The organism is Paenibacillus sp. BIHB 4019 (assembly GCF_002741035.1).
Classification (GTDB): domain Bacteria; phylum Bacillota; class Bacilli; order Paenibacillales; family Paenibacillaceae; genus Pristimantibacillus.
In genome coordinates, this window is the sequence record NZ_CP016808.1 from 1919233 (window position 1) to 1935177 (window position 15945).

The 15945-nt window shown below is 47.2% G+C and carries 16 protein-coding genes and 1 tRNA gene; 7 read left to right on the top strand and 10 right to left on the bottom strand.

All coding sequences use genetic code 11. The annotated features are described in order from the left end of the window. Positions 1-30 precede the first annotated feature (30 nt). Positions 31-1311, bottom strand: a complete 1281-nt coding sequence (locus BBD42_RS08110; protein ID WP_099517750.1) for an EAL domain-containing protein — start codon at positions 1309-1311, stop codon at positions 31-33. Positions 1312-1474: 163 nt separating this feature from the next. Beyond that, positions 1475-1768 carry a hypothetical protein gene (locus tag BBD42_RS08115; RefSeq protein WP_056035103.1) on the bottom strand — a complete coding sequence of 98 codons (294 nt, stop codon included), beginning with the start codon at positions 1766-1768 and terminating at the stop codon, positions 1475-1477. A gap of 163 nt (positions 1769-1931) precedes the next feature. Here BBD42_RS08115 and motA point away from each other — a divergent pair, with 163 nt between their 5' ends. Continuing rightward, entirely contained in the window at positions 1932-2732 is an 801-nt protein-coding gene (motA, locus tag BBD42_RS08120) for a flagellar motor stator protein MotA (protein ID WP_099517751.1), read from the top strand. Then, a complete protein-coding gene (motB, locus tag BBD42_RS08125) occupies positions 2716-3555 on the top strand; it encodes a flagellar motor protein MotB (RefSeq protein ID WP_099517752.1) in 840 nt (279 codons plus the stop codon). The genes motA and motB overlap by 17 nt, the downstream gene beginning before the upstream one ends. A 107-nt stretch (positions 3556-3662) precedes the next feature. Here the strand turns inward: motB and BBD42_RS08130 are convergent, their stop codons facing one another. From BBD42_RS08130 to BBD42_RS08140, 3 genes are all read right to left on the bottom strand, one after another. Next, positions 3663-4193 carry a DinB family protein gene (locus BBD42_RS08130; RefSeq protein ID WP_099517753.1) on the bottom strand — a complete coding sequence of 177 codons (531 nt, stop codon included), beginning with the start codon at positions 4191-4193 and terminating at the stop codon, positions 3663-3665. Positions 4194-4294: 101 nt separating this feature from the next. Beyond that, entirely contained in the window at positions 4295-5050 is a 756-nt protein-coding gene (gene rluF / locus BBD42_RS08135; protein WP_099517754.1) for a 23S rRNA pseudouridine(2604) synthase RluF, read from the bottom strand. Between the two features lie 45 nt (positions 5051-5095). Next, complete coding sequence (locus tag BBD42_RS08140; protein WP_237163416.1) at positions 5096-6973, bottom strand: ATP-binding protein; 1878 nt, start codon at positions 6971-6973, stop codon at positions 5096-5098. A 215-nt stretch (positions 6974-7188) separates the two neighbouring features. Between BBD42_RS08140 and tadA the strand changes: the two genes are divergently transcribed. After that, on the top strand, positions 7189-7659 hold the full coding sequence (gene tadA, locus BBD42_RS08150) for a tRNA adenosine(34) deaminase TadA (protein WP_056035119.1): 471 nt from the start codon (positions 7189-7191) through the stop codon (positions 7657-7659). Positions 7660-7663: 4 nt separating this feature from the next. Here tadA and BBD42_RS32825 read toward each other — a convergent pair whose 3' ends face one another. The 4 genes from BBD42_RS32825 to BBD42_RS08170 form a co-directional block, all read right to left on the bottom strand. Next, a complete protein-coding gene (locus BBD42_RS32825) occupies positions 7664-7858 on the bottom strand; it encodes an aspartyl-phosphate phosphatase Spo0E family protein (protein WP_056035122.1) in 195 nt (64 codons plus the stop codon). A gap of 554 nt (positions 7859-8412) precedes the next feature. Beyond that, the gene (locus BBD42_RS08160; protein WP_099517756.1) at positions 8413-9255 is read right to left on the bottom strand and encodes a methyl-accepting chemotaxis protein; all 843 of its coding nucleotides are present in this window, start codon (positions 9253-9255) and stop codon (positions 8413-8415) included. 362 nt (positions 9256-9617) lie between these two features. Next, positions 9618-10148 (bottom strand): chromate transporter, encoded by a 531-nt coding sequence (locus BBD42_RS08165; protein WP_099517757.1) that lies wholly within the window; start codon positions 10146-10148, stop codon positions 9618-9620. 26 nt (positions 10149-10174) lie between these two features. Further along, a complete protein-coding gene (locus BBD42_RS08170; RefSeq protein WP_099517758.1) occupies positions 10175-10804 on the bottom strand; it encodes a chromate transporter in 630 nt (209 codons plus the stop codon). 264 nt (positions 10805-11068) lie between these two features. Between BBD42_RS08170 and BBD42_RS08175 the strand changes: the two genes are divergently transcribed. Continuing rightward, entirely contained in the window at positions 11069-12268 is a 1200-nt protein-coding gene (locus BBD42_RS08175) for an ROK family transcriptional regulator (protein WP_099517759.1), read from the top strand. A gap of 151 nt (positions 12269-12419) precedes the next feature. Continuing rightward, a tRNA-Arg gene (locus BBD42_RS08180) sits at positions 12420-12496 on the top strand. Positions 12497-12691: 195 nt separating this feature from the next. On the opposite strand, the gene BBD42_RS08185 is transcribed toward BBD42_RS08180, so the two are convergent. Continuing rightward, entirely contained in the window at positions 12692-12994 is a 303-nt protein-coding gene (locus BBD42_RS08185; RefSeq protein WP_172455431.1) for a hypothetical protein, read from the bottom strand. A gap of 36 nt (positions 12995-13030) precedes the next feature. Between BBD42_RS08185 and BBD42_RS08190 the strand changes: the two genes are divergently transcribed. Together BBD42_RS08190 and BBD42_RS08195 are read left to right on the top strand one after the other, a co-directional pair. After that, positions 13031-14854 (top strand): histidine kinase, encoded by a 1824-nt coding sequence (locus tag BBD42_RS08190; RefSeq protein WP_172455432.1) that lies wholly within the window; start codon positions 13031-13033, stop codon positions 14852-14854. After that, the gene (locus BBD42_RS08195) at positions 14851-15780 is read left to right on the top strand and encodes a response regulator (protein ID WP_099517762.1); all 930 of its coding nucleotides are present in this window, start codon (positions 14851-14853) and stop codon (positions 15778-15780) included. Before BBD42_RS08190 ends, BBD42_RS08195 begins: the two co-directional genes overlap by 4 nt. The last annotated feature ends 165 nt before the right edge of the window (positions 15781-15945 follow it).

A 15945-nucleotide genomic window follows, 5' to 3' on the forward strand; every position in this document is an offset into this window, starting at 1 on the left:
TCTAACAAAAGAACCACGACGCCGGATTTTTCATCCTGTCGTGGTTCTGCAAGCAGCATCCTCTCGTTGCCGGTCCGTCTGCTGTTCATGATCCTTCATATCTGCAAATAAAATAAGGCCGGGGCCAGCAAGGACCGATACGGTCCGAATCCATTCACATGTATCTAAATCGACGTAGGCACGCGACACAAGGGTTCGCTGCGTCTCGCTTAACTGCGCAATGGTAGGAATGAAGTAGGGGCGCCAGCTCCAATTCGCCCCATAATATTCCTGCTGCCGCTCCCACTCGCCAGCCTCTACCCTGCAATAGTTGGCTGATAGCTGAATGCCGTCTTCCCGGCACAAATAAATGCGAACGCAGCTCGGCGGCAGCTCCTCCAACAGTCCGGCAATCCATCCATTGCCTGCTCCGGGTTCGCCCTCTCGACCAAAAGCGAAAGCTTGCTCCTTGTCGATGCACGCAGCAAGCTGCGCTGCTTCCTTCTGCCAATTCCTCTCGGTGCGCAAGCGCTGCTGGACATATTCCGCAAGCTCGGCCTCCAGCGCTGCGGCGAAACGATCCGCCCGCTGAAATTCCGGCTCGGCCTTGGAGAAGAAGAAGCCCTGCACATAGCGGGCACCTGCTTCAATCGCACGCACCAAATCCTGGCGCGTCTCCACTCCTTCAGCGAGCAGCGACGCTCCGATCTGCTCAGCTAGCGCGGAGAAGGAGCGAAGAGCGCCTAGATAGCCATTGTGCGTCGCGCTCTTTTTGATCATATGAATGTCGATTTTCAGTATATTCGGCTGAATATGGGCGATACGATCCGTACTGCTGAATCCGCTTCCTACATCATCAATCGCAATGAGGCACCCTCTCGAACGGTACAGATCCACAATGGAGCGCAGCTCATCCATCGGGCCATTAAAGCTTTCCTCGGTAATCTCGATGACGATGCGGCGGGGATCAATCCCGTATTTATCAATCAGCTGCAGCGTAAACAGCTCGCCGGATTGCTGATAGCGGTGAATCCAGTTCGGCTTTAAATTAATAAACAGCAGCGATTCGGAATTTTCCGCGCCCAGCTTGCGCATCGCCTGCTCCCGCAAAATCCGATCGACCGCAATATGATCCTCTACCGAAATGGCGGCGTCTCCAAAAAAAGGGCCCAAGCTTCGCACGCGCTCGCCTGCACAGGCTCTGCCCAGCACCTCATACCCCATAATGGTTCTGGTGTCCATCGCCAGAATAGGCTGATAGAAGGCAGCCAGCTGCTCGCCCTTAAGGCCCAGCGATTCCGGTATCTTTCGCATCGTTTGTCGGTCCTTCATCGCGTGCTCCTCTACATAAAAACGATGTCATATATTCTTCCATTGTTAAAGTTAGACCCTATTGTAGCGGAATCGACATTCGTTGTAAAGAAGCGACAGCGTTCGCTAAGACCGATTTTTTCCCCAGCTGTCCGGGCTCCGAACGCCCTGCTCGCCCTATGCTCTAAATCAACCGCACCATATGCGTGACATTATCGCCCTGTGCGACTTCAATGACATGATGCTTCGCGTGATAGGAAACTTTGCCTGCGCCCACCTCGATCAGCGCTTGCTCGCCCAATCCGAAAAACACATCGTCGGCCAACGCCTCCATCACCTCGTGCTTTTCTTCCTCTCCCAATGCCTCCCACTCTTCCTTCTCCATTTCAAAAAAAGAGTAGCTTCCCTCAATCGCGCTAACCGCTGTTGTCAGTTCCTTCAATATATCCGCATATTCCCTTGCATGCTTTACGCCCATAATAAGGTTCCACCTTTTCACTGATTTATATGATTCATTTTACCTCATTTTCACAATTTTTAATGCCTTTCTGTTTAAATCCTTTTCAGGTCTAATCTCACCGCCCCCTTCTGTCGATAATATAAATAGAGAACTTTCGAAATTGTATTGGACGGGGTGTATAATGAAAAATTCAACTATTATCGGTATTGTTCTAGCTATCATAGGTATCTTTGGCGGGATGGTCGTCAAGGGAGCTCCAATTTCCAGTCTCTTGAATCCTGCTGCCTACATGATTATCATCTTGGGTACCGTCGCAGCCGTAATGATCGCTTTCCCCATGTCAGAGCTTCAAAAAACCGGCAAGCTGTTTAAAATGGTATTTGGCACACAGAATTTGACTTCACGTGAACAACTCATTACTCAATTTATGGAATGGGCTGGCATTACGCGCCGTGAAGGCCTGCTCGCTCTTGAAGCAAAAGTAGATGAAATCGAAGATAATTTCCTGCGCAACGGCATGCGGATGATTATCGACGGCAACGACCAGGAGTTCGTTCGTGACGTTCTGCTTGAGGACATCGCGGCGACGGAAGACCGCCATAAAGTCGGCGCGCTTATTTTCACCCAAGCGGGTACATACGCTCCTACACTCGGGGTACTCGGCGCCGTGGTCGGCCTGATTGCCGCCCTGTCGGATATGAGTGATATTGAGAAGCTGTCCCATGCTATCGCCGGCGCGTTCATCGCAACGCTGCTCGGTATTTTCACAGGTTATGTGTTATGGCATCCATTTGCCAACAAACTCAAGAGGCTTTCCAAAGCCGAGGTTCAAATTCGTCTCATGATGGTAGAAGGCTTGCTCTCTATCCAATCAGGCGTATCCACCATCGCAATCAACCAAAAGCTGTCGGTATTCCTGACTCCGACTGAGCGTGAGAAGATGAGGGAGAAGGAGGAAGGGGCCGTTGAGCAAAAAGCATAGGCACGAAGAACATGAGGAGCATGTTGACGAATCCTGGCTCATTCCTTATGCCGACTTGCTCACTCTGCTGCTGGCACTGTTTATCGTATTGTATTCAATGAACTCGGTAGACGTAAAAAAATTCGAGGAAATGAGCAACGCCTTCAATATCGCCTTCACCGGCGGTACAGGCCTGCTTACCGATCCAGCTGCGGTCACTACGGGCGATCAAAGAGACAAGCAGGAACCGTCACCTAACGATTCAACGCAAAAGCCAGCTGCTGGTGATGACGAGAAGGACGATGCACAGAAGCGCCGTGAAGAGCTGATGAAGCAGGAGCAAGAGGATCTGGAGAAGCTGAAGAAGCAAATCGATGACTATATTAAGAAAAATGGTCTCACCTCCGACCTTGAGACGAAGCTCAACCAGTCCCAGCTGATGATTACTATTAGCGACGAGGCACTGTTCGCATCTGGCAGCGCTGAAGTGAAGGAAGATTCGCGCGAGCTCGCCACTTCCATCGGCACGATGCTCCAGCAGTACCCGGATTACGAAATTATCGTATCGGGACATACGGACAACAAACCGATTAACACCTATCTCTTCAGATCGAACTGGGATTTAAGCACCTCCCGTGCTGTACGTTTTATGGACATTTTGCTTGAAAACCAACAGCTCTCGCCGACCAGATTTACCGCAAGCGGCTACGGAGAAAATCGCCCGCTTGCCAGCAACGACACCGAGGAAGGCCGAGCGAAAAATCGCCGCGTTGAAGTATCCATTATCCGCAACTATGTAGATTTGGAGAAAGCGCAGGAGCTTAAAATCAAACCAAAAGAATAATCGGCTTGGCAGCACGAATGGGTAATAGAAAAGCCGTCGCCCCTATGCTTATGCATCGGGAGCGACGGCTTTTTTTGCTATTAATGAAAGCAATCGCATTAGTGCTTTTATTTCGACAGAACATTTTCGCTAAACCACTTTCTAAGCTGGTTGATTTGAGCTTGATGGTAGCGGCTATGGTCAGCCATATGCCATAACCCCCAGCGTATGGTTGCTTGCTTTTCATTTTCATGACCGAAAGTGACAACTTGATCCAGATCAGCATCTGTTAATTGTGCACAGATGTCTTTCAACATATTTATAACATCCTCATAGCTGGAAATAAGCGTATTCAAGGGCATGCCTTGGACCATGGGAAGCCGGTTATTTTCATCGATCATAGGGCCATATTGTTCTTTTAATAACTGCGGAAGCGGCTGTCCTTTTATTCTATAAACCCAGTTCAGATCAACATAGAGGATATGTTTGATTAACTGGGCCGTACTATTTGAATGATGGTTAGGTCCCTTGCTGTCTACTTCTTCTTGCGACATGCCGCTTGTGATGGATTTTAGTCGCTCACTGTTCTCTTTCACAGCGGAATATAACATCCCCACAATCGGCGGCATATTCGCTTCACCTTTTAAATCATGCAGCATCCAAGCTCAGCTCCTCATCGTTATTTGCTAGTGTTATAAAAAAAGAAAGCTCCCGAGCCTTCGCTCGAGCTGCTTCCTCCACATGATACGACCATTTCTAACTATTGATTCGATTCAGATTTAGACCCTGCTTTTGCAGACGATGACGGCGACGGCGAAGCTGGCGTATAATCCAGCAGATCAAACAGCTGCGCCTTCTCCAGCTCCGTCAAGTCTCTCCATTCGCCGATAGGCAGCTCGCCCAGCTGAATGTTCATAATGCGTACCCGCTGAAGCTTACGCACATGGTAGCCAAAAGCTTCGCACATTCTGCGAATTTGGCGGTTGCGCCCCTCGGTCAATACGATGCGGAATACGCGCTCTGCACTGCGCGTCACTTTGCAGGGCAGCGTCATGCTTCCCAAAATTTTGACGCCCTCCGACATGCCAATGACAAACGATTCGCTGATCGGACGATCTACCGTCACAATATATTCCTTCTCATGCTTGCCCTCCGAACGCAAAATCGGATTCACGACATCGCCGTCATTCGTCATGAGAATAAGCCCTTCCGAATCTTTATCGAGTCTGCCAATCGGAAAAATCCGCTCCTGATGGTGCACATAATCAACGATGTTGCCCTCAATATGCAGCTCGGTCGTACAAGTGATGCCCGCTGGCTTATTTAAAGCGATATACACATGACCTTTATGTTCACCAATACGGTTGCCGTCAATGCGCACATCATCGCCATGCTCGGCTTGACTGCCTAGAAGCGCCGTGTTGCCATTAATGGTCACACGTCCGTTCTCAACAAGCTTGTCCGCTTCCCTTCGCGAGCAATATCCGGTTTCACTAATAAATTTATTAATTCTCACTTGCGCTCACCTCATTCAAGTATGCCGCTCATTCTGCTGTTCATATTAACCTGCAGCGCTTGCTTTTTCTACTAGTATACCTCCGTCGCCCTCGTCTTTCAAAGCAGGGAGCGTAATCGTCACCGTTGTTCCGGCATTCACTTGGCTTTGAATATCAATCATGCCTTGATGGCTCTGGATAATGCGCTGGCTGACCATCATGCCAAGTCCGGTACCGCTCTCCTTGCCCGTCACGAATGGGCTGCCGATTTGCGAAATCAGTTCCTCTGGTATGCCGATGCCTTCATCTGCTATTTCTATCGTAATGTGGCCCGAATTTCGTTTCAAGCGTATGTAAATGGGCCCTCCAGTCGGCATCGCTTCAATCGCATTTTTCAGCACATTAATGAACACTTGCTTGAGCTGATTTTCCTCACAGGAAATCAGGCAGGGCTCTTCGGCGAAAACGGTCAGAAATTCCGCATTATGCAGATGAGCCTCGCTATCGAGAAACAGCAGTACGTCGCGCAGCACCTGCTTAACATCCTTTAAGGCAAACTGTGTCGCCTGCGGCTTGGCCAAAATCAAAAATTCGCTGACAATCAGGTTAATGCGATCCAGCTCCGACAGCATCAAGCTTGTGTGCTCGGTATTGCCCGTACGATTTTTCAGTTGAAGCTGGAGAAAGCCTCGCAGCGTCGTCAGCGGATTGCGAATCTCATGGGCGACACCAGCCGCCAGCTGGCCAACTGTCGTCAGCTTCTCGGAGCGGCGCAGCAGCTCCTCCATCTTGTTGCGGCTCCTCATGTCGCGGGTAATGCTAGCGAACGCCTTCACCTCGCCCGCGCTATCGCGAATCGGGGATATCGTGACGCTTACGGGGATAACCTCGCCCGACTTCGTTAAACGCTTCGTCTCCTGTGCAGGGAGCACCTTGCCCGCCAGAAGCGAGGCTAGGATCAGCTTCATTTCGCCCCGGTGGCTTTCCGGTATGAGCGTAAGCTGGCTGCCAAGCGCCTCTTCCGCTGTATAGCCATAAAGCTGCTCGAAGGCTTGATTCACTTGTATAATAATTCCCTGCAGATCGACAACATGGATCGCATCACTCGTATGATTAATGAAGGATTGCAGAAAATTTTTCATCCGGCGGTTTTCTTCAAAAGCTTTGCGCAGCTTGTCCATGTAAATGCTGAGATTTTGCGACATCGCGTTTATTTTCACAGCAAGCAGGCCAAACTCATCCCTGCTTCTCACTTTAATGAACGAATCAAAACGGCCGTGAGACACCTCATTGACCTTCCATAAAATCGATTTAAGTGGACGGAGCAGCATCCCCGACAGCAAATAGCTGCCAAATAAAATAAATAACATAAAGATGCCGGCATATTTCAGCCAATCCTTCACCTTGTACGCAGCCCGATCCTGAAAGTATTCGTAGCTATAGACGATGCGGATAACAGCGGGCTGCATATTTTTATTGCTATAGTAGCTCTTTAAATAAGCGGCGCCGTCCGCTTCGATTTCATTGACCCGATAAAGACGATCCTTGGCTGTCAGATTAATCAGCTCTTGCTCAAGCTCGGCATCATAGAGGCTCTGCTTGCCGTAAATAATATCATAGCTGGCTACGCTCGTAATCTGCTCCTCATGATCCTGAGGCCGTAATATGGTTATATCCAAAATGCGTGCGTCCCACTGCTTCCAGTCTTCAATCAGCCTATTAAGCCGCTCCTCCGTCTCTGCATCAAGTGGCTCGCCCGATGCCAGCTCGCTATTTGATAAAGCCAGCGTTTCGTAGAGCTGTACAGATGCTTTGCTCAGCATGCTGCCAAGATTTTTGTGCATATTGCGAAACATCGAATATTGGTCCACAATAAGTAGGGTAACAAACATGGAGAAGAATGCTATCGCAATTAGTAAGCAGAGCTTGAGTTTGAATGGCACTACGAAGACCACCTTTATCGTCGTAAATTCGAACGACTTATCCACATTTTATAAACAATATACGCTACTTATGCACATACTGGTCGAATATTTTGTGTATAAAAAAGTGCATAACCAGAAAGTTATCCCCAATGTTATCCACCACATGTTAACAACAGAATATTTGTTCGCTGAATAAACGCAATTGATTTTACATATATAGGAGGGATTGCATCATGCTGCAAGAGCAGGAAGACGAATTTTGGATGCAACAGGCTATTGAGGAAGCCAAAAAAGCCGAGCAAATTGGTGAGGTTCCCATAGGAGCAATTGTTGTTAAAAATCATCAAATCATTGGGAGAGGTTACAATCTTCGAGAAACGCAGCATGATCCTACTGCCCACGCCGAAATGGTCGCCATTCGCGATGCATGCAAGGAGTTGGACGCTTGGCGGCTGCTCGATTGTACCTTGTATGTAACATTGGAGCCATGTCCAATGTGTGCTGGAGCTATCGTCCAATCCAGAGTGAAGCGTGTCGTTTATGGTACCGGCGATCCCAAAGCAGGATGCGCAGGCACACTAATGAATTTGCTGCAGGAGCCGCGTTTCAACCACGAAACGGAACTGACTAGCGGCGTATTGCAACAAGAATGCGCCACAATGCTTACCCAGTTCTTCAGGAAGCTGCGACGGAAAAATATATAGTTGACTAGTCGTGTTTACGACGCATGGAAGAACCAATCATCTCATCACGCTGCATCTGTTGAAGGGCAACGATTAATTGATCTGCTTCCTCGCTAATCGCAAGAACGTCAGGGTCTGTCAGACTACCTCGTGCTTCGGCTATCTCATGGAGCTTTAGCCTTAGCGATTGCAATTGATCGAGTAGAATTATTTTGTCCATAGCTCGCTTCGTGGCCCACTCCTTAAATATAGCGCTCGTGTGGCAATTTTATTTTATTATACGCTTATTCCGGTGGGCTGTTTGTAAAAACGTGTCGACAATCACCTATAATTTTCAGGCAACTTTCGACAAAATCAGGATTAGCTTCCAAAATAGTAGTCCATTATACCCATTTTTATAGTTTTAATGATTAACCAAATCAGCAACATATTGGTAAACCTGACATTCATGAATGGTTGCTGCTGTTCATTTCTTCATTTGGGAAAGTCATTTTTATTTTCCCGACATGCGATGTCGATTTATCCACCACGATTTTGTCGTAATACAGCTTTTTTTGTAAATGAAAGCTGACATAATCATGGAAGGCGCGGCTATCTGCATCGTATATTTATGCGTTTTGCATAGCATAGAAGTACATTTCTGGAAGAAACCTTGATATAGCTGACATTTTGAAAAAAAGCCCTGCCTCCTGACGGTTATCGCCATGGGGCAAGGCTTCTCTCGCTTGCAAAATGCTGAAGGCATTTGTCCCAAACCGTTCTTTCATTCTGGAACTATGACTCCGTAAGATTGTAGGAAATCATCTGATCAGCAATGTCCTTCATCGATTGGCTTGAGCTTTGCAGACGCTCGATCACGCTCGTAAAAGCGCTAACCATGGAAGCCTGTTCCTCGGATGAGGCCACAATTTGCGAAATTTCGCGTTCCATGCCTTTTATCGACGTCTGAATATCGCCAAGCGCCTTCTCAATTTCTACGGTCGCTTTTTTGGAATCGACGGACAGCTTGCGCACCTCGGTGGCCACGACGCCAAAGCCTGCTCCTGCTTCACCTGCGCGCGCCGCTTCAATTGCTGCGTTCAGCCCAAGCATATTCGTCTGCTCAGATACCTCTTTAATAAAGCCTGCAACTTTGTTGATTTGCTTCGAGTTTTCCGCTGTTGTTTTCGAATTATCCGAAATTTGTTCACTCGCCGCTTGCAATTCCTCGGAGTGGGCTGCCATTTGCTGTACCATCTGCACCAAATGCTCTGTAATGGAATGGCTTTCGCGCACAAGATGCTCCAGCTGATTCTGGCTCGTTAAATTATAAGCGACACAAAAAACAGCCTCCACCTCGCCATTCTCGTTCTTAAGCGGTATATTTACAACATCCATCGCAATTCCAAACGCTTCCTGGGGAATATGGGTGATGCTTTCCTCCCTGCCATTTTTAAGCGCAGCAAAATTCATAAAGCCCTCAGAAAGCGTATCGCCTGTTTTGAACCCCATATCGACTCCCGGCATAGGCAAATAATAAAGCATATGAGTGCGGTCATATAGAGACAGGCTCGCACTCTCCCGCATCATCTTCCGGATGTAAGGCATGGCGTGGAGCATAGCTTGGACTGAATTCATATCGGTATCCCTCACTGTCTAATTCAAGTTGTTTAATTATATTTCGGTAAAAAAGGACTGATTTTTTAGGTCTTTTGAATTATTTTTTTATTAAATTTTTAGTAAAAACTCTTTAATTCGTTCGACAATATGTTCCACATGGAACATTATTCTTCGCGAATGCTGTTGAATCCATGATTAGAAAGAAAGCCAAAAGCCGCTTGTTTCAGGAGCTTGCTGCAAGGAGCAAACTCTCAAAGCAAGCGGCTTTATGCGACTTCTTAGCCCATCATACACCTTTGTACAGCTTCAAGCTGGAAAATAACGTTTTATTAGCAAACGAATGAACGGCTTTTTCATTGCGCACCCTTCGACAATGGCCGCTAAAATAAAATGATACCCGCTGCCCCTGCTCCGGCAATGATAATAAACGGAGGCAGCTTATAGCGTATTAGTAAAAACAAGCTGCCTGCAACAATGAGCAGCATCCCAGCGAACGACCAGCTCAGAATCGCGCCATCATTCGGATAACCGAAATGAATGGCCGCATAGACCATTAGGCCGGTAATCATCGGCTTCAAGCCGTAAAAGGAGGCCGACAGCCATTGATTATTTTGAAGGCGGAGGATAAACGCTGACAGCACAATCATGAGCACCAGCGACGGCAGCACCATGCCAGCAGTCGATATGATCGCGCCCGTGATGCCGGCTGTCTGATAACCGATTAATGTCGCGGAATTTGTTGCAATGGAGCCCGGCGCCATCCCGGCAAGGGAGACGGCTTGTTGAAATTCACCTTGCGTCATCCAGCCTCGGGATAGAGCCTCATATTGAATAATCGGAATAACCGCGTAGCCTCCTCCAAACGAGACACAGCCTATTTTCAAAAAAACAATAAACAGCTCTCCGAGCATGCTCCCTCCCCCTCTCCATTTCCCGTCTAAATGTAGTATTCAATTTCACTGTTGTTTCTGCTGACAGAAGCTTTCTCCGTCAATACCTTCATCCCCAGCAGCTGCTTGCCCTTCGTGAATACGATGCCTCCAAGCAGCCCTGCCACGACGACGTAAATCGGATTAATCGCAGTAAACAGCAGCACAGCGAGCGTCACAACCGCTACGAACGTCGTCGCAACGTCAAACAGCGCCGCCCGCGCCATGCGGTAAGCGGCCATCACCATTAAGGCGATAACCGCCCCATGTATCCCTTTAAGCGCCGCCATCAGCTTCGGATGATCGCCAAAGGCGCGTATAAACAAGCCGAGCAGCAAAACGAGCAGCAGCGTAGGGAGCGTAATGCCGGCAATGGCGATAACCGCCCCTGCTGCGCCTGCCTGCCGATAGCCGACCATCGCTGCCGCATTGACGCCTACTCCGCCGGGTGCCGACCCTGCGAGCGAAATGAGCTGCGTCCATTCTTTTTCATCCAGCCACTGCCGCTTCTGTACGGCCTCCCGCTCGATCATCGGCATCATCGCGTAGCCGCCGCCAAACGTTGTAGGCCCAATTCGAAAAAATATCCAAAACAGCTGCAGCAGCATGCCCAGCCGTTTATTTTGTCCATTTGCCATGAGGTTCCCTCCATTGATGGGTGATGCTTTCTCTCTATTATACCACCTTTATTCCATATTGGATTTATCTCATCAAAAAAAGGCTCATCATTTCGATTTATCGAAGCTATTCGATTGAATTATGAGTGATTTTGGTTGAGTTTATTTCTTTTCGAAAAAATGTTCGAAGCGGACGTGAACATAGCGACTGTCCATGAATTACGATATAATGAGGAGTGGCACTTTCATTTTTTTCATCCTACCTATAGTAAGCAGGGATTAGTTATGTACAAAGCGGAACGGAGCGTTCCCTCTCATAAAGAGCTTATTTATACACAAATCGGCGAGCAGGGCACCGTATCGAAAGCGGAGCTGCTGGACAGGCACAAGCTGACGAGCAGTACGCTAACGCGTGTATTGGAGGAGCTTGTGACGGACGGGCTGATTCAAGAGACGGGTCTTGGTCCCTCCAGCGGCGGCAGACGGCCGATTTTGTACCAGATTCATGCGGAGTACCGGTACATTTTTGGACTGGAAATTTCGCGTTTCTCTTCGACATTAGGCTTATTCGATATGCAGCTGAATCAGAAATCACTCGTTCGCTGGCGGATGGATGAGGCGATGACACCACAGGCGCTGGTGGACTACGCGTCGCAGCTGATGCGTACGCTGCTTCGGGATCACCGGATCGAGCGGGAGCAAATTCTCGGCATTGGCATTGGGGCGGTTGGGCCGCTTGACCGGAGCAGCGGGATGATTTTGGACCCGCTGTATTTTGCCGCTCGCGGCTGGACGCAGGTGCCGATTTGCCAAATGTTTGAGGAAGCGACCGGATTTACCGCGTTTCTTGAAAATGGCGCCAACACCGCGCTGCTCGGCGAGCGCTGGGCGCTGCGCCATGAAGACATCGAGCATGCGCTGTACGTGCATGCCGGCGTCAGCCTGCGCTCCGCGATCATGTCGTACGGCCGTATCGTCCATGGCACGATGGACATGGAAGGCTCGATCGGGCAAATGATCATTCACACGGATGGGCCACGGCTGTCTTCGGCAGGGAATTACGGCGCGCTGGAGGCATATGCTTCGATTCAGGCGCTGGAGCATCAAGCGCGCTCCCATGCGAAGATGGGGCAGGATTCGCTGCTCAAAGCGTATTCCGTCACGCCCGAGCAGCTGAACTATGAATTGCTGCTGCAAGCTCTGTCGGCGGATGATCCGTATGTGCAGGAGCTGTTCCAGCAGTCCGCCGTCTATTTCGGCGTCGGCCTGGCGAATTTGATTAATATTTTTCACCCGGAGCTTGTTATTCTGGGCGGCGCTTTAATCAATTCAAAGCCGATGTATTTTCAGACGGCTACAGATACTGCTAAGAAAAACACCTACTATTCCCCCGCCTATGAGCCGAGGTTTTCCAAAGGCCAGCTCAAAGAGGATGCCGTCGTGACCGGAGCGGCGCTGACTGTGCGTAATAAGATGCGGATATAATAAGCATGATGAAAATCGTGCAGCAGGGTAACAGGGCAGCAAAATGGTGGAGCGGACTGATGAATCTCAGCTCAATAGGCTGAATTAAGCGGCTAGGAAGGTAAGCATTGTTGCTTGATCCCGCCTTCCATGGTAAAATAATCAATGCTGCGCGCCCGTAGCTCAGCAGGATAGAGCGACAGTTTCCTAAACTGCAGGTCGTACGTTCGAATCGTATCGGGCGCGCCATAAAAAAGCCTTTAAACCCTTATTCCATAAGGGTTTTTCTTTTTCCTATTTTTATACAAGTGCATCGAAAACGAAAACCGGGAACAAGCTGGGAACATTTTTTGTTTGTTTCTTTTTTTGGCCTTTCTTTGCTTTGAAAAGAATCCCCGTCAACCTGATGATTAAAGGGATTTATATTCCCAATCGTTTGGGATTTTAAATTACACCCTTACGTTTGAGCAAAGTGACGAAACGATAAAAGTCAGAACTGCCGCCGTCCAGCGCATCGAACAGACCCACATTAACAGCTGCCGCAACGGAAGACTCTGTCCACGCCGGGACAACCATCTTTTGTTTCCCCTCTAGGTCTTTCAGGGGTTGCTCAAGTCCCTCCTTATCTTTCGTCAATTGATCAACTGATTTCTGTAAATCCTCAAATGCTTTTCTATCTGCTGCTGTCATTTCTTCCTTAACAAGACAGATTGAAGGATGAATCGAACCATGGTAGAATTGCTCCAAGAGTCGACAACATCCGAGTTTACTGGGAGTCTGTTTATGAGATCGGAATCTACTATATTTTCAATGAAAATAATGACCATTTTTTTAGCCATATCGCTTTGCACCGCATTCGTTTTCGTCATTTACTTTCAGGATGCGAACAAATCCAAAGATGATATCAGTATGGAGATTCTACAAGACGGTTCAGGAAACATGACCTTGTCCGATGTTAAAGTCAGCGATCAATTTGCAGCTTTGCCTGGAAATTATTCCAAGGTTGGCTATTCTCCGGTCCGACTATGGTTCAAAATAAAATTAAACCGATATAACGCGGATGAAATCAATTATCTTACAATAAACAACCCTCTTTTTGAAGATGTAACGATTTACCTCCCGACAAGTAACGATTACGTAACAAAGCATTTCGGGTACGCGTATAAAAGCCATTCCGATGAGATCGGCTATGTCTACCCCGCATTTAAAATCCCGCCGCATTTTGACCATAATCAGTACATATACATGACAAGCAAATCGTTATACGGACAGAACTTTGTTGTCGGGCTCGTAAATGACGATCTCTTTAGGAAGACAAGCATGATAAACGTCTGGGTAGGTGGCATCTTAGTCGGCGTTTTGACGGCATTGTTTTTTTATAATTTGGTCACGGGCTTAGCCATAAAAAACAAAACTTTTATAAAATACTGCTTTTATGTGTTCACCACCTTGTTATGGAACGCTGCAATGACGGGACTTTTAAACATCACGGGCTTCAAATACGCCTATTGGATTGCGGAATATTCCACAGGCATCGGCATTCTCATGTCGCTGGCCATCGCCATTTTTATGAGAGCGATTTTTCAGACCCAAACCAGGTTCCCCAAGATTGATTTTTGTTTAAAGCTACTCATCGCTTACTTCCCCATCACTTTATTACTGTTTTTTTTCATCAGTAAAGAGCTAGGAGCATTTGGTGCGGGCGCATCTTCTGTGGTGTTTGTATTGTATTTTATAATTATGTTTAAAGGAATAAGGAACAAAACCATTCGTTCGCCGCAGCTCATAGCGGCATGGCTCTTGTGCTTTGTGTCGGTAATCCTGTTTTATTTGATGGTTTTCGGAGTAATGCCTCAAAGTTACATTATTATTTATTACTTATTTTTTCTTTCTTGTGCCTCCGCTACCGCATTTGCCCTGTCTCTTGCAGAAATCATTAATCAATTAAATGAAGAGAAGCAGCGCAATCAAGTTCTATTTGAAAATTCCGAAATTCAATCCCGGCAGTTTGAGCTTGCTTTCATACGGGCACAAATGGACCCGCATTTTGTTCATAACACCTTGAATGTAATAGAAGGGGTTATTGCTGAAAATAAAGAAAAAGCGGGAAGCTTGGTAAACGATTTATCCCATTATCTTAGAAATATATTCGATTACAGCAATTCGGAAAGATATATTTCTATTCATGATGAGCTGGATGCAGTCAAGTTTTATGTTCGCATTGAGCAAGCCCGATTCCCAGGCAAAATATTTGTCAACTATGAAATTGATCCAGGCATTCAGTTGAAGGTGCCGCGCCTCGTTATTCAACCCTTGGTAGAAAATGCGATTAAACACGGGATACGTAAAAGGAAAATTGCAGGAACAGTCACGATTAGAGTTAAAGAGCTTGAACATGACTACTTGATAGCGGTAGAAGACGACGGCGTCGGCATTGAAGAAGCGGACAAATATAAACTGCTTGAATACTCCCCGGGCAAGGGCATTGGACTTGCCAACATAAACGCGCGGCTTACGGCCGAGTACGGAACGCAGCTTCAAATCGTCAGTGAGAAGGGTAAAGGAACCGCGGTTCGTTTTGACGTACCCAAAAAGGAGCAGCCATGAAAGTTATTATTGTAGACGACGAATATTATGCGCTGCGGAACTTGAAAAGCAAGTTCGAGAAAATTGCGGATGTCGAAGTCATTGCGATGTATGAAGACCCTGCAACAGCTTTGGAAGAAATGAGCAGCATACAGCCCGACCTTGCTTTACTGGATATCGAAATGCCGGAAATCGATGGCATAACCTTGCTCGGGATGATGTTCAAAAAAAGACCGGAAATGGATTTTGTTTTCACAAGTGCTCACCATGCCTATGTGTCGGACACGCTTGAAACAAAAGCGTTGGATTTTCTAGTAAAGCCGGTGAAGTACGAACAGCTTTATGTCACATTGGAGAAAATAAAGAAGATTAGAAGCAAAAGCGGCATGGGACACAAAATCGAGGTTAAGTGTTTTGGCGATTTTTCCGTATTTATAGATGGGAAATTGATCGACGACAATTGGCGAACCAAAAAAACGGAAGAGCTTCTCGCCTATTTGCTATGCATGAACGGCAAGTACGTATCCAGAGAACGGATCATTAATGACTTGTGGCCCGATTTGGAGATGAATAAAGGTTATGCAAACTTATATACGACGCAATATAACTTAAAGAAGCGATTCAACGCTTTTGGAATCCATCATTTGATTAAGAGTAGACTCGGGAACATCTGGCTCAACATTGAAGACATTAAAGTGGATTTGTTGGAGTTCGATCGTTTCAGTAAAAGTTATAATGAAGATAAGAGCAATATGGAAATCCTCGAGCAAATGGTGGAGCTGTACAAAGGCATGTTATTTGAAAATAAGCTTTATTCATGGACGTTAAGTATACAGCAATCTTACGATGTAAGTTACGATGATGCATTGAATACTCTGATCCAGTTTCATAGGCAACGCGGCGATGAGACAAAAGCCCAGTACTATGAGATGAAAGAAATGCTCTAAACAAATAGTGTCCTGACAAGCTAAAATGACTTCGTCGTCCTTCTGGGACGTGCGAAGCCTTCCTCTGGCGGCTATGCTCACGTTTCGCGTAGACGTATAGAGAAAAGATGAGCAAACTCATATTCTTTCCTATACGTAAATAAAATCGCCCGCATACTGTGACCA